The sequence below is a fragment of the Streptomyces sp. NBC_01214 genome (assembly GCF_026340975.1).
Classification (GTDB): Bacteria; Actinomycetota; Actinomycetes; order Streptomycetales; family Streptomycetaceae; genus Streptomyces.
Genome location: NZ_JAPEOS010000001.1, coordinates 1,581,959 through 1,606,957, shown reverse-complemented (window position 1 = coordinate 1,606,957; position 24,999 = coordinate 1,581,959). Strand labels below are relative to the sequence as shown.

At 71.3% G+C, this 24,999-nt stretch carries 18 protein-coding genes; 9 read left to right on the top strand and 9 right to left on the bottom strand.

What is annotated here, in order from left to right:
* Nucleotide 1 precedes the first annotated feature (1 nt).
* Nucleotides 2-1,399 carry an amino acid permease gene (locus OG594_RS07535; RefSeq protein ID WP_266596464.1) on the top strand — a complete coding sequence of 466 codons (1,398 nt, stop codon included), beginning with the start codon at nucleotides 2-4 and terminating at the stop codon, nucleotides 1,397-1,399.
* A 55-nt stretch (nucleotides 1,400-1,454) separates the two neighbouring features.
* Here the strand turns inward: OG594_RS07535 and OG594_RS07530 are convergent, their stop codons facing one another.
* Complete coding sequence (locus OG594_RS07530; protein ID WP_266596462.1) at nucleotides 1,455-2,225, bottom strand: SDR family NAD(P)-dependent oxidoreductase; 771 nt, start codon at nucleotides 2,223-2,225, stop codon at nucleotides 1,455-1,457.
* Between the two features lie 160 nt (nucleotides 2,226-2,385).
* Between OG594_RS07530 and OG594_RS07525 the strand changes: the two genes are divergently transcribed.
* Both OG594_RS07525 and OG594_RS07520 read left to right on the top strand, forming a co-directional pair.
* Nucleotides 2,386-3,786 (top strand): amino acid permease, encoded by a 1,401-nt coding sequence (locus OG594_RS07525; protein WP_266596460.1) that lies wholly within the window; start codon nucleotides 2,386-2,388, stop codon nucleotides 3,784-3,786.
* Between the two features lie 160 nt (nucleotides 3,787-3,946).
* Nucleotides 3,947-4,603, top strand: coding sequence for a superoxide dismutase (locus OG594_RS07520; protein WP_030016698.1), 657 nt, complete (start codon nucleotides 3,947-3,949; stop codon nucleotides 4,601-4,603).
* A gap of 138 nt (nucleotides 4,604-4,741) precedes the next feature.
* Here the strand turns inward: OG594_RS07520 and OG594_RS07515 are convergent, their stop codons facing one another.
* On the bottom strand, nucleotides 4,742-5,386 hold the full coding sequence (locus OG594_RS07515; RefSeq protein ID WP_266596458.1) for a DsbA family protein: 645 nt from the start codon (nucleotides 5,384-5,386) through the stop codon (nucleotides 4,742-4,744).
* Between the two features lie 139 nt (nucleotides 5,387-5,525).
* On the opposite strand from OG594_RS07515, the gene pepN (OG594_RS07510) reads away from it, so the two are divergent.
* Nucleotides 5,526-8,084: an aminopeptidase N gene (gene pepN, locus OG594_RS07510; RefSeq protein WP_266596455.1), complete on the top strand. Its 2,559-nt coding sequence runs from the start codon at nucleotides 5,526-5,528 to the stop codon at nucleotides 8,082-8,084.
* A 279-nt stretch (nucleotides 8,085-8,363) separates the two neighbouring features.
* Nucleotides 8,364-9,323, top strand: coding sequence for a hypothetical protein (locus tag OG594_RS07505; protein WP_266596453.1), 960 nt, complete (start codon nucleotides 8,364-8,366; stop codon nucleotides 9,321-9,323).
* Here the strand turns inward: OG594_RS07505 and OG594_RS07500 are convergent.
* Both OG594_RS07500 and OG594_RS07495 read right to left on the bottom strand, forming a co-directional pair.
* Nucleotides 9,299-10,186: a pyridoxamine 5'-phosphate oxidase family protein gene (locus OG594_RS07500; protein WP_266596451.1), complete on the bottom strand. Its 888-nt coding sequence runs from the start codon at nucleotides 10,184-10,186 to the stop codon at nucleotides 9,299-9,301. The genes OG594_RS07505 and OG594_RS07500 overlap by 25 nt on opposite strands.
* 30 nt (nucleotides 10,187-10,216) lie before the next feature.
* A complete protein-coding gene (locus tag OG594_RS07495) occupies nucleotides 10,217-10,675 on the bottom strand; it encodes a VOC family protein (RefSeq protein WP_266596449.1) in 459 nt (152 codons plus the stop codon).
* Nucleotides 10,676-10,812: 137 nt separating this feature from the next.
* On the opposite strand from OG594_RS07495, the gene OG594_RS07490 reads away from it, so the two are divergent.
* Together OG594_RS07490 and OG594_RS07485 are read left to right on the top strand one after the other, a co-directional pair.
* Nucleotides 10,813-11,373 (top strand): CGNR zinc finger domain-containing protein, encoded by a 561-nt coding sequence (locus tag OG594_RS07490; protein WP_266596447.1) that lies wholly within the window; start codon nucleotides 10,813-10,815, stop codon nucleotides 11,371-11,373.
* 273 nt (nucleotides 11,374-11,646) lie between these two features.
* Nucleotides 11,647-14,970, top strand: a complete 3,324-nt coding sequence (locus OG594_RS07485) for a S8 family serine peptidase (protein WP_266596445.1) — start codon at nucleotides 11,647-11,649, stop codon at nucleotides 14,968-14,970.
* Between the two features lie 92 nt (nucleotides 14,971-15,062).
* Here the strand turns inward: OG594_RS07485 and OG594_RS07480 are convergent, their stop codons facing one another.
* Entirely contained in the window at nucleotides 15,063-16,544 is a 1,482-nt protein-coding gene (locus tag OG594_RS07480) for a M28 family metallopeptidase (RefSeq protein WP_266596443.1), read from the bottom strand.
* A 260-nt stretch (nucleotides 16,545-16,804) separates the two neighbouring features.
* Here OG594_RS07480 and OG594_RS07475 point away from each other — a divergent pair, with 260 nt between their 5' ends.
* On the top strand, nucleotides 16,805-17,833 hold the full coding sequence (locus OG594_RS07475) for an aspartate-semialdehyde dehydrogenase (protein WP_266596441.1): 1,029 nt from the start codon (nucleotides 16,805-16,807) through the stop codon (nucleotides 17,831-17,833).
* A gap of 141 nt (nucleotides 17,834-17,974) precedes the next feature.
* On the top strand, nucleotides 17,975-20,566 hold the full coding sequence (gene pepN / locus OG594_RS07470; RefSeq protein ID WP_266596439.1) for an aminopeptidase N: 2,592 nt from the start codon (nucleotides 17,975-17,977) through the stop codon (nucleotides 20,564-20,566).
* Between the two features lie 136 nt (nucleotides 20,567-20,702).
* Here the strand turns inward: pepN (OG594_RS07470) and OG594_RS07465 are convergent, their stop codons facing one another.
* From OG594_RS07465 to OG594_RS07450, 4 genes are all read right to left on the bottom strand, one after another.
* Complete coding sequence (locus tag OG594_RS07465; RefSeq protein ID WP_266596437.1) at nucleotides 20,703-21,602, bottom strand: LysR family transcriptional regulator; 900 nt, start codon at nucleotides 21,600-21,602, stop codon at nucleotides 20,703-20,705.
* A 10-nt stretch (nucleotides 21,603-21,612) separates the two neighbouring features.
* Nucleotides 21,613-22,533, bottom strand: a complete 921-nt coding sequence (locus OG594_RS07460; RefSeq protein WP_266596435.1) for a DMT family transporter — start codon at nucleotides 22,531-22,533, stop codon at nucleotides 21,613-21,615.
* A gap of 51 nt (nucleotides 22,534-22,584) precedes the next feature.
* Nucleotides 22,585-23,517: an EamA family transporter gene (locus tag OG594_RS07455; protein ID WP_266596433.1), complete on the bottom strand. Its 933-nt coding sequence runs from the start codon at nucleotides 23,515-23,517 to the stop codon at nucleotides 22,585-22,587.
* Nucleotides 23,518-23,584: 67 nt separating this feature from the next.
* The gene (locus tag OG594_RS07450) at nucleotides 23,585-24,895 is read right to left on the bottom strand and encodes an MFS transporter (RefSeq protein WP_266596431.1); all 1,311 of its coding nucleotides are present in this window, start codon (nucleotides 24,893-24,895) and stop codon (nucleotides 23,585-23,587) included.
* Nucleotides 24,896-24,999 lie beyond the last annotated feature (104 nt).

Below are 24,999 nucleotides of genomic sequence, written 5' to 3'. Positions count from 1 at the left end.
CATGCGTGAGCGCCTGGAAGAAGCACCTCCCCCCACGGGCGACCTGCCCTCGGAACCCCTCAGCCACAGCCTCAAGCAGCGCCACCTGACCATGCTGGGCCTCGGCGGCGTCATCGGCGCCGGGCTCTTCGTCGGCTCCGGCGCCGGCATCGGCATCGCCGGTCCCGCGATCATCTGCTCCTATCTGCTCGCGGGCCTGCTCGCGATGCTGGTGATGCGGGCGCTGGGCGAGATGTCGGCCGCGATGCCCGCCTCGGGCTCGTTCTCCGTCTACGCGGAGCGGGCGCTCGGGCGCTGGGCCGGCTTCTCGGCGGGCTGGCTGTACTGGTTCCTGCTGGTCGTGGTGCTGGCCGTGGAGGCCACCGGCGCGGCGAAGATCGCGAACGGTTGGGTGCCCTCGGTCGACCAGTGGGTCTGGGTGCTGCTGTTCATGGTGGTCTTCACCGTGAGCAACCTGGCCGCCGTGAAGAACTTCGGCGAGTTCGAGTTCTGGTTCGCGGGCATCAAGGTCGTCGCCATCGTGCTCTTCCTGATCCTCGGCACCCTCGCGGTCTTCGGCTTGCTCCCGGACACGGAACCGGTCGGCACGGCCAACCTCACCGGCCAGGGCGGTTTCTTCCCCGAGGGCTTCGGCGGAGTGGTCGCGGGCATGCTCGCCGTCATCTTCGCCTTCGGCGGCCTGGAGGTCGTCACCATCGCCGCCGCCGAGTCGGACGACCCGGCGCGGTCGGTGTCCCGGGCGGTGCGCAGCGCGGTGTGGCGCATCCTCTTCTTCTACGTCGGCTCGATGGTGGTCATCGTGACCCTGCTGCCGTGGAACTCGCTGAAGCCGGGCGAGAGCCCGTACGTCGCCGTCCTCGACTCCATCGGCATCCCGGGAGCCGGCCAGATCATGAACATCGTGGTGTTCGTGGCCCTGCTGTCGGCGCTGAACGCGAACCTGTACGGGTCCTCGCGCATGGTCTTCTCGCTGGCCGAGCGCCGTGAGGCGCCGCAGGCGCTGCTGAAGGTCTCGGGCGGCGGGGTGCCGCGCCGGGCGGTGTTCGCCTCCGTGGCCTTCGGCTTCGTGTCCGTGGTGCTCAACCTGCTGTGGCCGGACACGATCTTCCTCTACATGCTCAACGCGGTCGGCGCGGTGCTGCTGTTCGTGTGGGCGCTGATCGCCGTCTCGCAGCTGAAGCTGCGCCGCCGGATCGAGCGGGACATGCCCGAGCGGCTGACCCTGCCGATGTGGCTGTTCCCGTACGCGACCTGGGCGGCGCTGTTCGGAATGGCGGCGGTGCTGGTCCTGATGCTGTTCGACGATTCCGCGCGGCCTCAGCTGCTGTGGTCCTCGGGTGCGGCCGCGCTGGTGCTCGCCGTGGCGGGGATCCGCGAGCTGCGGGCCCGCAGGGCCTGACGCCGAACCGGACGAACAGGACCCCCGTGCCGCCGGCGCGGGGGTCCTGCCGTTCTCAGGTGCGCAGGTAGGAGGCCCCGTTGACGTCGAGGACCGTGCCGGAGCTCCAGACCGCCGCGGGCGAGGCCAGGTAGAGCACCGCGGAGGCGATCTCTTCCGGGTCCGCGACGCGCCCGAAGGGGCTCTGCGCCCGGATGCCGGCGCCCTCGGGCCCCTCCAGCCGGCCGGCGACCCGCTCGGTGGCGACGAAGCCGGGCGCCACGGAGGCGACGGCGATGCCGTGCGGGGCGAGGGACACGGCGAGGGACTGGCCCAGGGCGTGCAGCGCGGCCTTGGTCGCGCCGTAGGCGGGGTGGTCGGGTTCGCCCCGGAAGGCGCCGCGCGAGCCGACGTTGACGACGCGTCCCTCGCGTCCCGCGTCGATCATGCGGCGGGCGACGCAGTAGCTCAGGTTGGCGGAGCCGAAGAGGTTCACGTCGACGGTCCGCCGCCAGGCCTGCTGCCAGTCCTCGTAGGAGGTCTCGGGCAGCGGGTGGGCGAGCATCACGGCGGCGTTGTTGACCAGGACGTCCACCCCGCCGAGCGCCTCGTCCGCCGCGGCCGCGAGGGCCTCGACACCGGCCGGGTCGGCGAGGTCGGCGGCAACCAGTACGTGTCCCTCCCCCTCCAGCGAGGCGAGGGTCTCCTCCGCGTCGGCCTGCCGGGTCGAGCAGTGCACGGCGACCCGGTCGCCCTGCCGGGCGAAGGCGGTCGCGATCGCCCGGCCGATGCCCCGGGAGGCGCCGGTGACGAGTACGCCCCGGTCGGTGCTGCGAAGTCCTGCCACGGTCCGACCCATCGACTGCCCCCTCGATCCGGTGCGTCCACCACATCCGGTGGCTGAGACGTCGCCGTGAGCGTACGGGCGTGATCGCGAACCGTGAAGTCGTCGTCCGAATATCGGACGCAGAATGTCCGGCGATCGGACGATCGGCAGACTGGCGCAAATGAGCCAGAGCACCCTCACACCCCCCGAAGCACCGCAGACCGGCGCCGGTTCGCCCCTCGGCAACGGACTCAAGCAGCGCCACCTCTCGATGATCGCCCTCGGCGGTGTCATCGGCGCCGGACTCTTCGTCGGCTCCGGCGCCGGCATCGCCGCCGCAGGTCCCTCGATCGTGCTCGCGTACGCCGCGTCCGGGCTGCTCGTGATGTTCGTGATGCGGATGCTCGGCGAGATGTCCGCCGCCAACCCCGCCTCGGGCTCCTTCTCCGTGCACGCCGAGCGGGCGATCGGGCCCTGGGCCGGATTCACCGCCGGCTGGATGTTCTGGATCCTGCTCTGCGTGGGCGTGGCCATCGAGGCCATCGGCGCGGCGCACATCATGACCGGCTGGTTCCCGGGCACCCCCTCCTGGATGTGGGTGCTGGTCTTCATGGCCGTGTTCTGCGGCTCCAACCTCGCCGCCGTCTCGAACTTCGGCGAGTTCGAGTTCTGGTTCGCCGCCCTCAAGATCGGCGCGATCGCGCTCTTCCTGGGCCTGGGCGTGCTGGCCGTGCTCGGCCTGCTGCCCGGCACCGACTCCCCCGGCTCCACCAACCTGCTGCACGACGGCGGCCTCCTGCCCCACGGTGTGGACGGCCTGCTGGTCGGACTGCTGGCCTCCGTCGTCGCGTACGGCGGGCTGGAGACGGTGACCATCGCGGCCGCCGAGTCCGAGGACCCGGTCAAGGGCGTGGCCAAGGCCGTGCGGACCACCATGTGGCGGATCGCGATCGTCTACGTGGGCTCCATGCTGGTCATCGTCACCCTCCTGCCGTGGAACGACCCGGCCGTCACGGCGGACGGCCCCTACGCCGCGACCCTGGACCGCCTGGGCATCCCGGCCGCCGGCGAGATCATGAACGTGGTCATCCTGATCGCCCTGATGTCCGCGATGAACGCCAACGTCTACGGCTCCTCGCGCATGGCCTACTCCCTCGTCTCCCGCGGCCAGGGCCCGAAGGCGCTGGGCAAGGTCAGCGGCGGGGTGCCGCGCCGGGCGGTCCTCGCCTCCTGCGGCTTCGGCTTCGTCACGGTGCTGCTGTCCTACTGGTACCCGGACACCCTGTTCGCCTGGCTGCTGAACATGGTGGGCGGGGTCATCCTGATCGTCTGGGGCTTCATCGCCGTCTCGCAGTTCGTGCTGCGCCGCCGGCTGGAGCGCGAGGCCCCCGAAAAGCTGGTCGTGAAGATGTGGGGCTTCCCGTACCTGACCTGGGTGGCGCTGGCCGGGGCGGCCGGGGTCCTGGTGCTGATGGCCTTGGGCGAGGACACGCGCGTCCAGGTGGTCTTCACCGGCGGGCTCACCGTCGCCCTCGCGGTGACCGGCTGGGCCGTGCAGCGCCGGGCGGCCGCCGCCCGCTGACAGTCCCTCAACCGCAGGTGGGCCCCGTGCGAACGCACGGGGCCCACCCGTGTTTTACAGAGGTAACCCTTACGTGTGGGGTGGAATAGATACTGCTAGCGTGCAGTTGCGCATTAATTGCAATAAGCGATTGGCACGCTGAGGGGACCGGATAACACGCATGGCCATCTACACGCTTCCTGAGCTTCCGTACGACTACGCGGCGCTGGAGCCGGTGATCAACCCGCAGATCATCGAGCTGCACCACGACAAGCACCACGCGGCCTACGTCACGGGCGCCAACAACACGCTGGAGCAGCTGGCGGAGGCGCGCGACAAGGAGAACTGGGGCGCCCTCAACGGCCTGGAGAAGAACCTCGCGTTCCACCTCTCCGGCCACATCCTGCACAGCATCTACTGGCACAACATGGCCAGCCCGAAGACCGGCGAGGGCGGCGGCGAGCCCACCGCGGCCGACGGCCTGGGCGACCTGGCCGACGCGATCACCGAGTCCTTCGGCTCCTTCGCGAAGTTCAAGAAGCAGCTGACCTTCGCGTCCTCCGCCACCCAGGGATCCGGCTGGGGCGTGCTCGCGTACGAGCCCGTCAGCGGCCGTCTGGTCGTCGAGCAGGTCTACGACCACCAGGGCAACGTGGGCGTCGCCAGCACGCCGATCCTGGTCTTCGACGCCTGGGAGCACGCCTTCTACCTTCAGTACAAGAACCAGAAGGTGGACTTCATCGAGGCGATGTGGAACGTCGTCAACTGGCAGGACGTGTCCAAGCGCTACGCCGACGCCAAGGCGAACACCCCGCTGCTGATCCCCGCCAAGGGCTGATCGCAGCACCACGAACCCGTCCGCCTCGTGATCGTCTTCTCAACCTTCACCGGCGGGCGTGTCGAACGGAAGACCCCCGTGAGGACGTGACTCACGGGGGTCTTCTGTGTGGTGTGCCGGCCGGGCCGGCGGGTCCGCCTACTCGAAGGACGGGCTCGCGGTGCGGGTGCGCTTGATCTCGTAGAAGCCCGGAGTCGAGGCGACGAGCAGGGTGCCGTCCCAGAGCCGGGCGGCCGCGTCGCCGCGCGGGGTCGGGGTGACGACCGGACCGAAGAAGGCCACATCGCCCTCGGCGCCCGGCACGGAGATCACCGGGGTGCCGACCTCCTGGCCCACCCGGTCGATCCCGTCGTTGTGCGAGGCCCGCAGGACCTCGTCGTACTCGTCCGAGTCGGCGTACGCGAGCAGCTCGGCCGGCAGGCCGACCTCGGCAAGCGCCTCGGCGATCACCTCGCGGGTCGGGCCCTTCTCGTCGTTGTGGATGCGGGTGCCGAGCGCGGTGTAGAGCTTGCCGGTGACTTCCTCACCGTGCTTCTGCTGGGCCGCTATCACCACGCGCACCGGAGCCCAGCCCTTGGGGCCGAGCAACTCGCGGTAGGTCTCGGGCAGCTCGTCGAGCTTGTTCTCGTTGAGCACCGCGAGGCTCATCACGTGCCAGCGGACCTCGACGTCGCGGACCTTCTCGACCTCGACCATCCAGCGGGACGTCATCCAGGCCCAAGGGCAGAGCGGGTCGAACCAGAAGTCGACCGGGGTCTTCTCGCGCACCTGGGTGTCGGTCATGTCTCTCCTCAGTCTCGGCATGGGTCGCACAAGGGCATCACTGGGCTCACGTTCCCCGTCACCAACCAGTACCGGGTGGCGCGCATTCCCCCGTGCGAGGATTCGACGCAACAACGCGATCACGCACGAAGGAGTGCACGTGCCCGGAGAGAATCTGTCCCGCGACGAGGCCCGCGAGCGGGCCGAGCTGCTGTCCGTCGACGGGTACGAGGTGGTCCTCGACATCCGGTCCGCGGTGGACGAGACCGAACCGGCCGAGGGCCCGCGGACCTTCCGCTCGGTGACGACGGTCCGCTTCCGGGCGGCGGGCACCGGCGCTTCCACCTTCGCGGACCTGATCGCGCCCTCGGTGAACGCCGTGACCCTGAACGGGCGCGCGCTGGACGTGGCCGCCGTCTTCGACGGCGCCCGGATCTCCCTCGACGGCCTGGCCGCCGAGAACGTCCTCGTGGTGGACGCGAACTGCGCGTACAGCCGGACGGGCGAGGGCCTGCACCGCTTCGTGGACCCGGAGGACGGCGAGGTCTACCTCTACACCCAGTACGAGCCGGCCGACGCGCGTCGGGTGTACGCGAACTTCGAACAGCCCGACCTGAAGGCCCCGTACCGCTTCGAGGTGACGGCCCCCGCGGGCTGGCAGGTGTGGAGCAACGGTGCGGAGGAGTCCCGCGAGGCGGGCGTCTGGCGGTTCGCGCAGACCGCGCCGATCTCCACGTACATCACGTGCGTGGTCGCGGGGCCCTACCACTACGTGACGGACTCCTACACGCGCGGGGACCTGACCATCCCGCTGGGCGCGATGTGCCGCAAGGGGCTGGCGAAGCACTTCGACGCCGATGACGTCTTCCTGATCACCAAGCAGGGCTTCGACCTCTTCCACGAGATCTTCGACTACCCGTACCCCTTCGGGAAGTACGACCAGGCGTTCGTGCCGGAGTACAACCTGGGCGCGATGGAGAACCCGGGGATGGTGACCTTCCGCGAGGAGTACATCTTCCGCGGCAAGGTCACGAAGGCCTCCTACGAGCGGCGCTCGAACACGATCCTGCACGAGATGGCGCACATGTGGTTCGGCGACCTGGTCACCATGAAGTGGTGGGACGACCTGTGGCTGAAGGAGTCCTTCGCGGACTTCATGGGCTCCTTCGCACTGGTGGAGGCCACCCGCTTCGACCAGGCGTGGGTCACCTTCGCCAACAACCGCAAGGCGTGGGCCTACCGGGCCGACCAGCTGCCGTCCACGCACCCGATCACGGCCGACATCCGTGACCTGGAGGACGCCAAGCTGAACTTCGACGGCATCACCTACGCCAAGGGCGCGGCGGTGCTCAAGCAGCTGGTCGCCTACGTGGGGCGGGAGGCCTTCCTGGAGGGCGCGCGGCGCTACTTCAAGGCCAACGCGTACGGGAACACCACGCTCGACGACCTGCTGTCCGTGCTCGCGGAGGTCTCCGGGCGGGACATGGCCCAGTGGTCGCGCGCCTGGCTGCAGACCGCCGGCGTGAACGCGCTGACCCCGGTGGTCGCCTACGACGCGGGCGGTCGGGTGACGGAACTGGCGGTCGTGCAGGAGGGCGACGAGCTGCGCCCGCACCGGGTCGCGGTGGGCCTGTACCGGCTGGATCCCGACGGGACGCTGGTCCGCTACGCGCGGGCCGACGCGGACGTGTCGGGAGTGCGGACGGTCGTCACGGAGCTGGCGGGCGCGGAGCGTCCCGACCTGGTCCTGGTCAACGACGAGGACCTCACCTACTGCAAGATCCGGTTCGACGAGCGCTCGATGACCACGCTGCGCACGCACCTCGGCGACCTGACGGACCCGCTCGCCCGGGCCCTGTGCTGGTCGGCGCTGTGGAACCTGACGCGCGACGGCCTGCTGCCGGCGCGCGACTTCGTCTCGCTGGTCCTCGCGCACGCGGGCCGCGAGAGCGACGTCGGCGTCCTGCAGATGCTGCACGCGCAGGCCCTGACCTCGGTCACCCACTACGCGGCCCCCACCTGGCGCGAGCAGGGCGGCCGGGAGCTCGCGGCGGGCGCGCTGCACGAGCTGCGGGTCGCGGCGCCGGGTTCGGAGCACCAGCTGACGTGGGCCCGTTTCTTCGCGGCGAGCGCGGCGACGGAGGGCGACTTCCAGCTGCTGCTGGGACTGCTGGAGGGCTCGGCGCGGATCGACGGGCTGGAAGTGGACCAAGAGCTGCGCTGGGACTTCCTGCTGCCGCTGGCCGCGCACGGGGCGGTGGACGAGGCCGTGCTCGCCGCCGAACTGGCGCGCGACGACACGGCCTCGGGCAAGCGGCACCAGGTGCGGTGCCTGGCGGCGCGGCCCTCGCAGGCGGTGAAGGACCAGGCGTGGGCGGCGGTGGTCGAATCGGACGCGCTGTCCAACGCGCTGGTCGAGGCGACGATCGCGGGCATGCAGCAGTCCTCGCAGCGGGGTCTGCTGGCGGGCCACGCGGGGCGCTACTTCGAGGTGATCGAACGGGTGTGGGCGGACCGGTCGATCCAGATCGCCATGGACGTGGTGAAGGGGCTGTACCCGTCGCTGCAGAGCGACTCCGCCACGTTGGACGCCACCGACGCGTGGCTGTCGGCCCACTCCTCGGCTCCGCCGGCCCTGCGCCGCCTGGTGCTGGAGTCCCGCGACGACCTGGCCCGGTCCCTGCGCGCCCAGGCTTGCGACGCGACGGCTGCCCACTAGCTGCGGCACCGCTGCGGGGACGCTGCCCCCCGAACCCCGGTCCTCGAACGCCGGACGGGCTGAAAGATTCAGCCCCGCCCGGGGGCCCCTCCCAGCGGTAGCTGGGGGAGTTCGAGGCGCGGGGTCTGGGCGGAGCCCCAACAACGGCGTAGCGGTAGCCCATACGGGCGCACTCCATCGGCAGTCGAACGCCCGTACTTTAGCCCCGGCTTGTCCGGATTTGTCGACGGGCGTGTAACAGGGGTTAGTAGGGCCGCGGCCCGAGGGAATCACCGCGTCATGAACCACAACGCGCCCCTCCCCCTCGCCCACCTCACCGGCAGCCGCCCCCGCGTGCTGACCCTCGCGCAGCTGCGCGAGCACGGCGTCACCGCCTCCGACGCGGCCGAGCGACCCTGGCAGCAGATCCTGCCCGGGGTGTTCCTGCTCCACTCCGGCCCGGCGACCAGCGAGGAGCGGCTGCACGCGGCGCTGCTGTACGCGGGGCAGCGCGGCGGGGAGGTCATGATCACCGGGCTGGCGGCGCTCGCCCTGTACCGGTTCAGCGCCGCGCCCCCACTGCTCGCCCTCTCGCACATCGACGTCCTGGTGCCCGGCACCCGGCGGCTGCGCTCCACCGGGGACGTGCGGATCGTACGGACGCACACCCCGCCGAGGTCCCAGGAGGTGACCGGACTGCCGGTGGCCCCCGTCGCGCGGGCCGTCGCCGACGCCGTCACCCAGCTCTCCGACGCCGTCACGGTACGCCGCCTGCTGAGCGAGACCGTCCGCGGCGGGCACTGCGAACCGGCCGCCGTCGTGCGGGAGCTGACGGTGGCCCGGCTGCTGAACCGGCCGCACGTGGTCGACGCGGTCGAGTCGCTGCTCGCGGAGGGCCGGGCCATCGCCGAGGACCGGCTGTACCACCTCGTACGCGGCTGCGAGCTCCCCGACCCGGTCTGGAACGTCGACCTGCGCCTGCCCGGCGGCCCGCACCTCGGCGGGGTCGACGCGTACTGGCCCGAGCACTCCGTCGCCGTGGAGATCGACACCCGCGCCCCGCGCCAGGGCGAGGACGAGCAGTGGTCCGAGTCCGTGCGCAAGCGCGAGACGCTGGAGCGGCTCGGGGTGACCGTCATCCACATCACCCCGCGCAAGCTCCGCGACTGGCCCGAGCAGCAGGCCGCGGTCATCCGGACCGCCCTGACGGCCGCCGACGACCGGGAACCCGCGGCCTACCTGGTGGTCCTGCCCAGGTGAGGCGAGTATTCCGGGGTGCTCCACAGCAACCGCCCGGGATGCACGCCCTCCACCACCGACTCCACCCGGAAGCGGGTGCGGCGGCTCCCGTCGGCCCCGAACTCCGTCCGGGCCCGGCCGCTGAGCTGGAGGACCGCCCCGCTCTCCCAGTCCGGGAAGAGCAGCCCGGCCCGCGGATCGGCCGTCAGGTTCCCCAGCGTCAGGAACATGGCGTTGCCCGCGTAGTCCGGCCAGGCCAGCTCGACCGGCGAGAGCACCTCCACGAAGCCCGGCAGCCCGCCCCGGTGACTGGCGTCGGCCCCGTCCGCCTCCGCCGTGGTGGCGATGAAGAAGGTGTCGGCGCCGTGTACGGTCCGCTGCTGGCCCGGGGTCAGCGCCTCCCCGCGCCGCACCACACCCGCCCCCTGCCGGACGAGCTCCAGCGGCTGCCGCGCTTGCAGGTACTTCGGGCAGTTGGCGAAGACCTGTTCGACCTCGACGGCGAAGCCTCCCCGCGTCACCTCCAGGGTCCCGTTCAGCCGCATCCGGCGCCGGGTGCGCGGGTCGAGCGCGATGGTCCCGACCCGGGTCCCGGCCGTGGCCAACGCCCCGGCGAGCGGATCTCCCACCGGTGGACCGCCGGCGACCGCGACCCGGTCCGGCCCGGTGGCCCGTACGAAACCGGGCGCACCGGTGAGCAGGGTGGCCCACATCCGCCCCGCGCCGTCGGCGGCGCCGACGACCAGGTGCGGCTGGAGCCCGAGGAAGGCTGCGGCGACGTCCCGGACGCCCGTGCCGATCGAGCGGCCGACGTGCTCGGCGAGGTCCCGTACGCCGACCCGCTCCTGCACGGCCAGCGCGCCCCAGTGGTATGCCCCGGACATGAAAAGCACCTCCGTCGCAAGAAGCCGCGGCTAGAAGAAGCCGCAGGTGGGGGCGGATTCGGTGGGGGCGGGTGCGCCTTCCGCGCCGGTCGGGACCGAGATCTCCAGACGGGTCCCGTCGGGGTCGTGGAAGAAGATGCCGCCCGAGGCCGCGCCCTCTCGGTGGGCGACGACGCCCTCGTAGGCGAACTCGACGCCCAGGTCGTGCAGCCGCGCCTCGTACTCCCGCACCTCTTCGACGGCACCGGCGGAGAACGCCAGGTGGTGCAGACCCGCCGCAGTGGGAGCGTACGCGCCCTCGGCCTGCTGCCAGAGGGTCAGGACGAGCTCACCGTCCTGGCCGAGGAAGGCGAAGCGGCGGTCCTCCTCCTTGCCCTCGCCCAGCACCTCGAAGTCGAGCGCGCCCCGGTAGAAGGCGAGCGAGCGCTCCAGATCGGTGACGTTCAGGCCCACGTGCCCGGTGCGGAGCTTGCTGATGGCAGTCGTCATGACGGGTTCCTTCCCCCAGAGGACCGCACGGCGTTCCCCTGCGGTTCTAACCCTCTAAAGTGAGATTAGAGGTTAGGTGCACCCCTGTCAACCGGTCACGTACCCTTCAGGGGTTAGCACGGCTCGAGGAGACGAAAATGACGGCGGCGGACCCACGACCCCTGACCGGGGAGCCGGTCGCGCTCGACCTGCTGAACACGCGGTGGATGCGGGAGGGCGAGCTCACCGACCTGTTCGCCGGCGCCTTCGGGCTCGGCCGGGTCGAGGGGCTGCGGATCTGGCTGGAGTCCACCGGGCTGGCCGACCGCTTCCGCGCCGACGCCTCGACCCTCGTTCACCTGATGACCGCCCGCGAGGCCCTGGCCCGCGCGGTCGCGGATCCGGCGGACGAGAGCGCCCGCGCCCTGATCGACGCGGTGCTGGACCACGGCCGCATCCGCGCCACCCTGACGGCCGAAGGGCCGGGCGAGCGCGCCGAGTTCGACGATCCGACCTGGGGGCCCGCCTGGACGGCCGCCCGGAACTACCTGGAACTGCTGAGCACCGCGCCCGACCGGATCCGCACGTGCGCCTCCGAGACCTGCGTCCTGTACTTCCACGACACCTCGCGCAACGGCACGCGGCGCTGGTGCTCGATGGCCGCCTGCGGAAACCGGGCGAAAGCCTCGCGCCACTACGCGCGCACGCGCGAGCGCTGAGCGCTCGAAATCTGTCACACCTGCACCGGGGCGCGACCGCGTCCCGGTGCTGACGCATGGCCACCAAGTCGATAAATCGACCGATCAGCCCCTGCGGTTCGCACCACTGTGCCCCGGTAAGGCCGTGCTGGCGCATTCTTCGCGCTGGCGAGGTTCCGCCATGGCAGGTCTCGGTCAATGACAACTCTCCCCAAAGAGCTGTCGCTTAGGCCAAGCTGACCGGTCATCCGGCACCGAAATCCGGACCGTATCTTTCACTTACCAGGGATGCTGATGACCCTCGAATCCCCCAGTTCCATATCCGGGGCCAGACGCGTCGCGCGCGTCGCGGCCGCGGCCGGTCTGGTCGCCGCGCTCGCGGCCACCGGCGCCGGGCCCGTCTTCGCGGCGACCGGCGCGGACACCCCGGGCACCTCGCCCGCGGTCAAGTCCGCAGACCAGAAGCTCGGTTCGGCCGACGCCGAGCTCCTTCAGCAGGCCAAGGCCAAGGGCGACGCGAACGTCACCGTCATGGTCGCGACCGCCCCCGGCCAGACCAAGCAGGTGGCGGACCAGCTCGGCTCGGTCCAGGGTGCCTCGGTGGGCCAGACGTACGACAACCTCGGTTACGTGCGCGCCACCCTGCCCACCGACAAGGCCGACGCCGCGCTGAAGGCGGCCACCAAGCTGTCCTCGGTGCACGGCATCGACCTGCGGCACGAGATCCAGCTGCCGGACCCGCGCCCCGACGCGGACCGCGAGACCGGCACGGTGAAGAAGACCGCCGCCGAGACCTACGCGGCGCCGGACAAGAACACCCCCGCGAAGAACCCGTACAACCCGTCCTTCGAGACCGGTGCGGTCGACTTCGTGAAGGACAACCCGCAGGCCGACGGCCGCGGAGTGACCATCGGCATCATGGACTCGGGCATCGACCTCGGTCACCCGGCCCTGCAGAAGACCTCCACCGGCGAGCGCAAGATCGTCGACTGGGTGACGGCCACCGACCCGATCACCGACAACGACGCCACCTGGCGCCCGCAGATCACCCCGGTCACCTCCAGCGGCGGCAGCTTCACCGCGGGCGGCCAGAGCTGGAAGGCCCCGGAGGGCAGCTTCCAGTGGAGCCGCTTCAGCGAGTCGATCACCGCCACCGGTGACATGAAGGGCGACGTCAACCGCGACGGGGACACCACCGACCGGTTCGGCCTGCTCTACGACGCCGCCGCCGGCACCGTCCGCGTCGACACCGACCAGGACGGCGACTTCACCAACAACGAGCCGATGAAGCCGTACAAGGACGGCTACCAGATCGGCTACTTCGGCACGGACAACCCGGCGACCGACGTCGCCGAGCGCATCCCGTTCGTGATCGAGATCCGCAAGAACGTCCCGATGGACCCGCTGGGCGGCGACTGGGTCGGCAAGAAGGCCGACTTCGTCAACGTCGGCATCATCGAGTCCGAGCACGGCACGCACGTCGCCGGCATCACCGCCGCCAACAGCCTCTTCGGCGGCCAGATGAACGGTGAGGCGCCCGGCGCCAAGCTCGTCTCCTCGCGGGCCTGCTCGTGGTCCGGCGGCTGCACCAACGTCGCGCTGACCGAGGGCATGATCGACCTCGTCGTCAACCGCGGCGTGGACATCGTCAACATGTCCATCGGTGGCCTGCCGGCGCTGAACGACGGCAACAACGCGCGCTCCGAGCTCTACAAGAACCTCATCGACACCTACGGCGTCCAGCTGGTCATCTCGGCCGGCAACTCGGGCCCGGGCGTCAACACCATCGGCGACCCCGCCCTCGCGGACAAGGTCATCTCCGTGGGCGCGTCGGTCTCCAAGGAGACCTGGGCCGCCAACTACGGCTCCGGTGTGAGCACGAAGTACAACATGTTCCCCTTCTCCTCGCGCGGTCCGCGTGAGGACGGCGGCTTCACGCCGACCATCAGCGCCCCCGGCGCGGCCATCAACACCATCCAGACCTGGCTGCCCGGCGCCCCGGTGAAGGAGGCCGGCTACACCCTGCCGGCCGGTTACGGCATGCTCCAGGGCACCTCGATGGCCTCGCCGCAGGCCGCGGGCGCAAGCGCCCTGCTGATCTCGGCCGCCAAGCAGAACAACATCAAGCTGACGCCGGCCTCCCTGCGGGTCGCGCTCACCACGGCCGCCAAGAAGATCGACGGCGTTCCCGCGCACGCGCAGGGTTCGGGTCTGATCGACATCCCCGGCGCGTGGGAGTCCATCCAGCGCGACGCGAAGGCCAACGAGTTCACCGTCAAGGCGCCGGTCGACACCGCGATCGACCAGTTCCTGAAGACCCCGGGCTTCGGCACCGGCCTGTACGACCGCGAGGGCGGCCTCAAGGTCGGCCAGAAGAAGGTCTACAACGTCGTCGTCACCCGCACCACGGGCGTCAAGTACGGCACCCGGCACGACCTGAGCTGGCGCAACAACGACGGCACCTTCAAGGTCATCGGCGGCTACGACTACGTCACCCTGCCGCTGAACAAGCCCGTCACCATCAAGGTCGAGGCCAACGCCAAGACCGCCGGCGTCCACAGCGGCATCCTGCAGCTGGACGACGAGACCACCGAGGGCATCGACAAGCAGATCCTGACGACCGTCGTGGCCGCCGCCCCCCTGGCCGCGCCGTCGTTCGCCCTGTCCGAGACCTCCTCGGTGCAGCGCAACAGCCACAAGTCGTACTTCGTGACGGTCCCGCCGGGCGCCAAGAGCCTGGAGGTCGCCCTCGGCGGTCTCGCGGCGGGCGCCCAGACGCGCTTCATCGCGATCCACCCGCACGGCGTGCCGGTCGACCCGACGGCCACGACCAACTGCTACCCGAACTACGACAACCCGGCCAACACCTGCCGCCCCGACGTCCGCTCGTACCCCGAGCCGACCCCGGGCGTCTGGGAGATCGAGGTCGAGGCCCGTCGTACGTCGCCGGTGCTCGACAACCCGTTCAAGCTGGACGTCTCCGTGCTCGGCGCGGCCTTCGACCCCGCGGTCAAGGTCCTGCCCGAGGTGAAGCAGGGCACCCCCGCCCCGGTCCAGTGGAGCGTCAAGAACGCCGGCGCGGCCATCTCCGGCGGCAAGCTCGCCGGCGGTCCGCTCGGTTCCGCGAAGGTCGCCAAGCCGACCATCGCGCCCGGCCAGACCCACTCCACCGAGATCGCGGTCCCCGCGGGCACCTCGCGCCTCGACGTCGCGATCGGCAAGGTGTCCGACACCGCCGCCGACCTCGACCTCGAGGTCTACAAGGACGGCATCAAGGTCGGCTCGGCCGCCGACGGCGACTCCGAGGAGGCCGTGAGCCTGGTGAACCCGGCCGCGGGCACCTACACCGTCAAGGTGATCGGCTACGCGATCCCGTCCGGCTCCACCACGTACGACTACCGTGACGTGTTCTTCTCGGCCGCCCTGGGCTCCGTCCAGGTCGACGAGGCCGCCGCGGTGAACCTCGCCACCGGCGCCACCGCGCAGGTCTCGGCGAACGTCCTGGTCAGCAGCGCGGCCCCCGAGGGCCGGCAGTTCTTCGGCCAGGTCCAGCTGCTCAACGCCCGCGGCACCGCCGCCGGCACCGGCAGCGTGCAGATCGAGAAGGTCCTCCCGTAGGACCCCGCAGTACGGAAGACCCCGAGGGGGCGGCGCTCTGACGAGCACCGCCCCCTCGGGCCGTTCCCCCGGTCCTGCGACGTGCGGTCCGACTACGTGCCGAGCGGGCGCAGCGACTCGGCGTAGGTGCCGACCGCGTGCGCGATCACGTCCAGGTTGGTGTCGAAGACCTTCAGGTCCAGGTTCTTCAGGTCGTCCCCCGCCCCGTGGTAGTTCGGGTCGTACGGGGCCCCGGCCGTACCGCCGTAGCGCCCGGCCTGCTCGACGGTCTTGATGCCTTCGGCGCCGGTGAAGGTGCCTCCCGCCGGGATGCCGTTCGCGATGAACGGGCCGTAGTCGGAGCGGCCGTCGAAGTCACTGCCCTCGTGCGGCTTGCCCTTCTTGTCGAGGAAGCCGTTGATCAGCGCCTCGATCTCGGCCGAGCCCGCCGGTCCCGCGCCCGCGCCCGTCTTGTCCGAGTCGTCACCGTCGTAGACGAACTGCACCGGGTTCGGCGAGGCGATCATGTCGAAGTTCAGGTACAGCGCGATGTCCTTCTTCTGCTTCTCGGACAGCTGCGCGACGTAGTGCTCCGAGCCCAGCAGGCCCAGCTCTTCCGCCGACCACCAGCCGAAGCGCACCTTGTTGGCCGGCCCCTTGCCCTTCTTGTTGGCGCCCTCGTCCGCGAGCTTCAGGGCCACCTCCAGCAGCCCGGCCGAACCGGAGCCGTTGTCGTTGATGCCCGGGCCCTCGGGCACCGAGTCCAGGTGGGCGCCCACGGTCACCACGCGGTCGGAGCGGCCGCCCCGGGTCTCGGCGATCACGTTGCGGGTGGTCTTCTTCACGTGCTCCTGGTCCAGCTCCAGCCGCACGCTCACCTCGCCCTTCGCGGCGGCCGCGGTCAGCGCCTCGCCGTCGGCCAGCGTGATGCCGGCGCTCGGGATGATCCCCTCGGCGGGCGAGGAGAACCCGCCGCGCACCGGGGTGGTTCCGCTGTGGTTGTAGACGATGACGCCGAGCGCGCCGGCCGCAGCCGCGACCCGCTGCTTCTCGACGAAGGTGCACGCACCCCGCTTGACCAGGGCGATCTTCCCGGCGAAGGCGCCGGCCGGGTAGTCGTCGGCCGTGCAGCCGGGGGTCTCGTCGACCCGGGCCGGGGCGAGCGGCGCGGCCAGGCCGCCGGCCGGGGTGGATTTGGTGAAGGTGAAGGCGGCGGTGGCCAGCTCCCGGGAGTCCGGGCCGAGGACCGTGGTCTTCTCCGCCTTGGTGTGCGCCTCGTAGATGTCGAAGTCCTGGTACGAGACCTGGTACCCGGCCTTCTTCAGCGTGTCGTACACGTAGGCGGCGGAGGCCGCGTGGCCCGGCGTACCGGCGGCGCGGTTGCCGCCGTTGGCGTCGGCGATCTGCTGGAACTTCTTCAGGTGGCGGTAGGCGCCCTTGGCGGTGACCTCCTCCACCAGCTCCTTGGCCAGCCGGCCCTCGCGCGGGTGGGCGGCCGCCGGCGCGGCGGTCAGCAGGACGGGCGCGGCGACGGCGGCGGCCGCGAGGGCGGCGAGCGCCGGTATGGACCGGCGGCGGTGGCGGATGGCGCGCACGGTGGATCTCCCCGAATCGGTGGTTCGTTCTGCGGTCGGTCATGTCCGGATAGCGGTCATGACCGACCGGACGCTAACCGGCTCCGACCAGGCAAAACGGGTGTTCAGGGGCCCTGCAACAGGCCCGCCACGAACTCGCCACGGGGGTTCACATTCGGGACACCGTCCGCACCTCGGACAATGGATTGGACAAGGCTCGTGGGGTGATACGCATGATGGCTCCACGCGCGCCCGCGTCGTACGGAGCAAAAGGAGTCACCGTGAGGGTCGGAATCGTCGGAGCCACCGGTCAGGTCGGCGGAGTCATGCGCAGCATCCTCGCCGAGCGCAAGTTCCCGGTGGACGAGCTGCGCCTGTTCGCCTCGGCCCGGTCCGCCGGCTCGACGATCGCGTGGGAAGGCCGGGAGATCACCATCGAGGACGCGTCCACCGCCGACTACGCGGGCCTGGACATCGTGCTCTTCTCCGCGGGCGGCGCCACCTCCCGGGCGCTGGCCGAGAAGGTCGCCTCCCAGGGCGCCGTCGTGATCGACAACTCCTCCGCCTGGCGCGGCGACCCGGAGGTCCCCCTCGTGGTCTCCGAGGTCAACCCGCACGCGGTCAAGAACCGCCCCAAGGGCATCATCGCGAACCCGAACTGCACCACCATGGCCGCGATGCCGGTGCTGCGCCCGCTGCACGACGAGGCCGGCCTGACCGCCCTGGTCGCCACCACCTACCAGGCCGTCTCCGGCTCGGGCCTGGCCGGTGTGGCCGAGCTCAAGGGCCAGGCCTGCGCGGTCTCCGAGCACGCCGACCAGCTGACCTTCGACGGCGGCGCGGTGGAGTTCCCCGAGCCCGCCGTCTACAAGCGCCCGATCGCCTACAACGTGGTGCCGCTCGCGGGCAACCTGGTCGACGACGGCTCCTTCGAGACCGACGAGGAGCAGAAGCTCCGCAACGAGTCCCGCAAGATCCTGGAGATCCCGGAGCTCAAGGTCTCCGGCACCTGCGTGCGCGTGCCGGTCTTCGCCGGCCACTCCCTCCAGGTCAACGCCCGCTTCGCGCACCCGATCAGCGTCGAGCGCGCCTACGAGCTGCTGAAGGACGCCCCGGGCGTCGAGCTCTCGGAGATCCCGACCCCGCTGCAGGCGGCGGGCAAGGACGCCTCGTACGTGGGCCGCATCCGCTCCGACGAGACGGTGGAGAACGGCCTCGCGCTGTTCCTCTCCAACGACAACCTGCGCAAGGGCGCGGCCCTGAACGCGGTGCAGATCGCCGAGCTCGTGGCCGAGGAGCTGCGCGGCTGATCCCGCTCGTCCGACGCGGGGGCGGCACCGTCACGGTGCCGCCCCCGCGCGCGTTTTTTCGCCCGTGGATTAGTCCGAGGCGGCGGCGCTGTCCGGATGGCAGGATGGCCGGGCAACGTCACCATCGAAGGAGATGAACGCGTGCCAGGCACGAATCTCACCCGTGAAGAGGCTCAGCAGCGGGCCAAGCTGCTGACCGTCGACTCCTACGAGATCGAACTCGATCTCAGCGGCGCACAGGAGGGTGGCACCTACCCGTCCGTGACCACCGTGCGCTTCCAGTCGGCCGAGGCCGGGGGCGAGACCTTCATCGACCTGGTCGCACCGGCCGTGCACGAGGTCGTCCTCAACGGCAAGTCGCTGGACGTCGCGGCGGTCTTCCACGACTCCCGGATCGCCCTGCGCCACCTGGCGGCCGGGGCCAACGAGCTCCGCGTCGTCGCGGACTGCGCGTACACCAACACCGGTGAGGGCCTCCACCGCTTCGTCGACCCGGTCGACCAGCAGGCCTACCTCTACACCCAGTTCGAGGTTCCGGACGCGCGGCGGGTCTTCGCCAGCTTCGAGCAGCCCGACCTGAAGGCCACGTTCCAGTTCACCGTGACGGCTCCCGAGGGCTGGACGGTCATCTCGAACTCGCCGACGCCCGAGGCCGCGGACGTCAAGGACAACGTCTGGCGCTTCGAGCCGACCCCGCGCATCTCCTCGTACATCACCGCGCTGATCGTCGGCCCGTACCACTCCGTGCACAGCTCCTACGAGGGCCCGGACGGCCAGTCCGTACCGCTCGGCATCTACTGCCGCCCCTCGCTGGCCGAGTTCCTGGACGCGGACGCGATCTTCGACGTCACCCGGCAGGGCTTCGACTGGTTCCAGGAGAAGTTCGCCTACGACTACCCCTTCGCCAAGTACGACCAGCTCTTCGTCCCGGAGTTCAACGCGGGCGCCATGGAGAACGCGGGCGCGGTCACCATCCGCGACCAGTACGTCTTCCGCTCCAAGGTGACGGACGCGGCGTACGAGGTGCGCGCGGAGACGATCCTCCACGAGCTCGCGCACATGTGGTTCGGCGACCTGGTCACCATGGAGTGGTGGAACGACCTGTGGCTGAACGAGTCCTTCGCGACGTACACGTCGATCGCCTGCCAGGCGTACGCCGAGGGCTCGAAGTGGCCGCACGCGTGGACCACCTTCGCCAACTCCATGAAGACCTGGGCGTACCGGCAGGACCAGCTGCCCTCCACGCACCCGATCATGGCCGACATCCGTGACCTCGACGACGTCATGGTCAATTTCGACGGCATCACGTACGCCAAGGGCGCCTCGGTGCTCAAGCAGCTCGTCGCCTACGTCGGCACGGACGCCTTCTTCAAGGGCGTGCAGGCGTACTTCAAGGCGCACGCCTTCGGGAACACGCGCCTGTCCGACCTGCTGGGCGCCCTGGAGGAGACCTCGGGCCGCGACCTGACCGCCTGGTCGAAGGCGTGGCTGGAGACGGCCGGCATCAACATCCTGCGCCCGGAGGTCACCACCGACGCGAACGGTGTGATCACCGCCTTCGGCATCCGGCAGGAGGCGCCCGCGCTGCCCGCCGGCGCCAAGGGCGAGTCCACCCTGCGACCGCACCGCATCGCGGTCGGCCTGTACGAGCTCCAGGACGGCGCCCTCGTGCGCACCGACCGGATCGAGCTGGACATCGACGGCGCGCTCACCACGGTGCCGGAGCTGGTCGGCCGCACCCGTCCGGCGGTCTTCCTGCTGAACGACGACGACCTGTCCTACGCGAAGGTCCGCCTCGACGAGGAGTCCCTCGCCACCGTCACCGCGCACATCGGCGACTTCACCGAGTCCCTGCCGCGCGCCCTGTGCTGGGCCTCCGCCTGGGACATGACGCGTGACGGCGAGCTCGCCACCCGCGACTACCTCGCGCTGGTGCTCTCGGGCATCGGCAAGGAGTCCGACATCGGCGTGGTCCAGTCGCTGCACCGCCAGGTGAAGCTGGCCATCGACCTGTACGCCGACCCGGCGTGGCGCGAGGAGGGCCTGGCGGCCTGGACCGAGGCCACCCTGGAGCACCTGCGCGGGGCCGAGCCGGCGAGCGACCACCAGCTGGCGTGGGCGCGGGCCTTCGCGGCCACGGCCCGCACCGAGGGGCAGCTGACCTACCTGTCGGCGCTGCTGGACGGCGCGGCGGAGATCGAGGGCCTGGCCGTCGACACCGAGCTGCGCTGGACGTTCCTGGAGCGGCTCGCCGCGACGGGCGTCGCCGAGGAGCCGGCCATCGCGGCGGAGCTGGAGCGGGACGCGACCGCGGCCGGCGAGCGCCACGCGGCGACCGCCCGGGCGGCGCGCCCGACGGCGGAGGCCAAGGCCGAGGCGTGGGCTTCGGTGGTGGAGTCCGGCGACCTGCCGAACGCGGTGCAGGAGGCGGTGATCGGCGGCTTCGTCCAGACCGACCAGCGCGAGCTGCTGGCCCCGTACACCGAGAAGTTCTTCTCGGCGGTCAAGGAGGTCTGGGAGACCCGTAGCCACGAGATCGCCCAGCAGATCGCGGTGGGCCTCTACCCGGGGCTCCAGGTCTCGCAGGCGACGCTGGACGCGACGGACGCGTGGCTGGCCTCGGCCGAGCCGAACGCGGCCCTGCGCCGTCTGATCTCGGAGTCCCGCGCGGGCGTCGAGCGCGCCCTGAAGGCCCAGTCCGCGGACGCCGCCGCCGCTGCCGCTCAGGCCTGACGGCTCGCGCCGTAGCCGGGGCTCCGCCCCGGACCCCGCACCTCAATCGCCGGCGGGGCTGGGTTTTCCAGCCCGCCCGGCGTTTGAGGGTACGGGCGCACAGCGCACGTACGGGGTCCGGGGCGAAGCCCCGCGGTCAGCGGGCGGCGGCGACGGTCCGCAGGGCCGTGAGGACGTGGGACAGCGCGGGCGCGGATTCGGCGCCGCGGCGGACCGCGGCGAGCACGTGCCGCGTCGGGCGGTCCCGCGACAGCACCCGGACGGCCACGCCCGAGGCGCGGCTCGACACCATCCGGGGGACCAGCGCCACCCCCATCCCCGCCTCGACCATGGCCAGGATCGCGGTCCAGCCGGCGGCCGAGTGCGCCTGTTCCGGGACGAATCCCGCCGCCTCGCACGCGGACCGGGCGATCTCCGACCAGGGGCCGCTGCCCCCGTAGATCCACGGGTCGCCGGACAGGTCCGCCAGCCGCAGGTCGGGCGCGGCCGCCAGCGGGTGGTCCGGAGGGAGCGCCACGTCCAGCGGGTCTTCCAGGAGCACGGCCCGGGTGAACCGGGGATCCCGCGCGGTGGGCGCATGGGCCGTGAGGGACAGCGCCAGGTCCACGTCCCCGGCCGACAGGAGCTCGTAGGCCTCCGCGGCCTCCGTTTCCCGGACCCGGACCTCCACCCCGGGGCGGGTCCGCCGCAGCACGGCCACCGCGGGGACCACGAGCGCCGGTACGGCGGTGGAGAAGGCTCCGACCCGTACCTCGCCCGTGTCCCCGGCGAGGTATCCGGCCAGTTCCGCGTCGGCCCGCTCCAGCTGCGCGAACACCGCCTCCGTGTGCCGCAGGACGAGGTGGGCCGCGTCCGTGAGCCGCACCCGGCGGCCCTCTGCCTCCAGCAGGACCACGCCCAGTTGCCGGGCGAGGTTCGTCAGTTGCTGCGAAACGGCCGAGGGCGTCATGTGGAGCGCCTCGGCCGCCCTGGTCACGGTCCCCTGTTCGGCGAGGGTCCGCAGGATCCGCAGCTTCTTGATGTCCCACTCGGTCATGGGCCCGAACCTACCGCCGGGCACTCCCCAGCCCGACCCCTGCGAGGATGAGCGCCATGCAGAGCAGCTGCGCCGGTCCGGTCCGCTCGCCCAGCAGCAGGAGGCCGAGCCCGGCCACGCACACCGGCTGGAGGTAGTAGACGACTCCCGCCCGGGCCGCGCCGATCATCGAGACGGCCTTGTTCCAGGCGAAGAAGGCGACGGCCGAAGAGAACACCCCGACGTACAGCAGCGGTCCGACCGTGCCGGTGGTGACCTCGAAGCCGCCCTGGACGGAGACGGAGACGGCGTAGGCGGGTGCCAGCATCAGCGCGCCGAGCACGAAGGTGGTGATCAGGAAGGCCAGTCCGCCGAGTTCGGCGGGCCGCCGCCGCAGCAGGGCGCTGTACGTGGCGAAGGAGAGAGCGGCGGCGAACATCCACAGGTCCCCGGCGCCGAAGTCGAAGCCGAGCGAGCCGTCCCCGACGAGCAGCAGCACCCCGAAGGCGGCAAGCAGGATACCGAAGGTCCGCCGCTTGCCGAGCCGTTCGCCGCCGAGGCGGGCGTAGAGCGCCATGATGACGGGCGAGGCGGCCATGATCATGCCCATGTTGGAGGCGGAGGTGGTCAGTCCGGCCTGGTGCACGAGGGTGTTGTAGAGGGTGACGCCGAACAGCGAGGCGAGGGCGACGAAGCCGAAGTGCCGCCGGATCAGGGCCCGCTGCTGCCAGGCCTGGCGGGCGGCGAAGGGGGCGACGGCGAGCAGGGCGATGATCCAGCGCCAGAAGACCGCCTGGACGGGCGGGACGGTCTCGGCCATGCCCCGGGTGGCGACGAAGCTGCCGGACCAGACGACCGTCGCGAGCAGGGCGAGGAGCACGCCGAGCCCGGCAGCACCCTTCTTCCCCGTGCTGCCGGGCTCGGCGTGCGAAACGGTACGGACGCGGTCCATGACGGCCACTGTGGGTCTGCTCCTCGGGATGGGCTGGTGGGGGTGCGTGGACTACCGTCGCACCGTCTCATCCGTCAGGTCCATCGAAATGTTCTGATCATTCTTTTCAGGAGAACTGAACGATTGGGGCTTGCGGGCGGCTGCCAGCTGACCGGCGACGGTGGCCCCGAAGGCGATCGCCATCCCGACGAGCTGTACCGGCGAGAGCGCCTGCCCGAGGGCGGCCCAGCCGATGACGGCGGCGGTGAGCGGGGAGAGCGGGCCGAGCAGGGTGACCGAGGTGGCGCTGAGGGCTCCGATGCCGCGGAACCAGAGCCAGTACGCGATCCCGGTGTTGATCAGCATCATGTAGCCGTAGCCGAGGAAGGCCTTGCCGTCGAGCGCGGGCGGGGCGCCCTCGACGAGGGCGGCGACGGGAATGATGAACAGTCCGCCCGCGGTGAGCTGCCAGCCGGTCATCGCCAGCGGGCCCACGCCCTCGGGGCGGCCCCATCGCTTGGTCATCACGGTGCCGGCGCCCATGGAGGCGGAGGAGATCACACCGGCGACGATGCCGACCGCGTCGAGCCGGGCCTCGGCGGTCAGGACGACCATGCTCACGCCGAACGCCCCGACGACGGCGGCGAGCACGGTACGCAGGCTCGCCCGCTCCCCGAGGACGAGCGCGGCCAGCCCTACGACGAACAGCGGGCCGGCGGCGCCCAGTACGGCCGCGACCCCGCCGGGGAGCCGGTAGGCGGAGAGGAACAGCAGCGGGAAGAACGCTCCGATGTTGAGGATGCCGAGGACGGCGGACTTCCACCACCACTGGCCCTTGGGCAGGGTGCGGGCCAGGGCGGTCAGCAGGAGTCCGGCGGGCAGGGCCCGCATGACCCCGGTGAACAGCGGCCGGTCGGGCGGCAGCAGCTCGGTGGCCACGGCGTAGGTGGAGCCCCAGGAGATGGGGGCGAGTGCGGTCAGGGCGACGGTGGTTAAACGCTTCATGGCGGGTGGCTCCTGGATCGGACGGGGGAAGCGGAGGGGAGGATCGGCGGGGCTCAGGCGGCGACGGTCACGGGGGCCGGCGCGGCGGCGGGGGCCCGGGGGCCGCCGGGGGCTCGGCGTACACGGCCTCGGCCGGCAGGTGCCGCTCCAGTCGGAGCAGCGCCAGGGCGGCGCCGAGGGCGGCGACGGCCAGGACGGCCCAGGGCAGGCGGCCGTCGACGGCGAGCAGGGCGGTGAAGAGGGAGGGGGCGAGCGCACCGGCCAGCGAGTAGGACAGCTGGTAGGTGGCGAGGTAGCGGCCACGGACGGCCTCGGGGGCGGCGGAGACCGACAGGGCGCCGCCGGAGGGGCTGTGGACGAGCTCGCCGAGGGTGTAGACGACGACGATGACCAGCAGGGCGACCAGGGTGGCGCTCTGGCCGGGCCGCAGGGTGCCGAGCACGATCTGCCCGACGAAGGCGGCGGCGAAGAGCAGGGCGCCGAGGGCGGCCGAGCGGGTGCGGCGGGCGCCGGAGCGGCGGACCCGGCCCGCGACCAGTACGCCGATCCCGGCGCACAGCACGGTGTTGACGGTGAAGGCGGCTCCGGTGAGGGAGTCGGGGGCGCTCAGCCAGGTCGAGAGGTAGAGGGGGAAGAGGACGGAGAGGGCGGAGTAGCCGAGAGCGGTCAGGAAGTTGGCGGCGGTGAGCCCGAGGAAGGGGCGGTCGCGCAGGACGGTGCGGTACCCGACGACCCCGGCCTGCGCGGCACCGGCAGTGCCGGCCCCCGGGACCGCCCGGACCACCCGGACCGCCCGGACCGCCCGGACCCGACTGACGAGCAGTCCGGCGAGGGCGAAGGCCGCGGAGTTGCCCCAGGCGGTGTACGTGAACCCGCCGGTGCCCCACAGGGCCAGCACCCCGGAGACGAGCAGGGCTCCCGCGCCCATCCCGGCGTTCTGCAGGGCCCGGGTGGACGCCTGGAGCCGGTCGCGGGCCGTGCCCCGCGCCACCTCGCCGATCAGGGACTGCTGGACGATGCTGAAGGAGCGGTCGGCGAGCGCGGTGACGAGGGCGACGGCCGCGAAGGCGGGCAGGGAGCTCGCGAAGGGGTAGAGGGCGAAGCCGAGCGCCCGTATCCCGTAGAGCACCAGGTTGGCCCGCTTGGCGCCGAACCGGTCGACGGCCGTGCCGGCCAGCGGCATGAACGCCAGCGCGGCCAGCCCGGTGACCGTCATGACCAGGCCGACGAGGGTGAGGGAGAGGCCGGTGACGTGGTGGAAGAAGACCAGCGAGAAGGGGACGTACATACCGATCCCGACCGAGCTGATGCCGATCCCGAGGAGCAGCGACCGCTCCCCCGCGACCTTCGCTCCCTCTGACGCGGCTGCCTTCCTCATGAACACGTCCATGACCTCTCCCCCGGACTTGATTGCTTGTAAGTAGCTTAGCGCTAAGCTACTTATCGTCAAGCAACTTTCTTGCGAACGATCTCGGGGAAGCC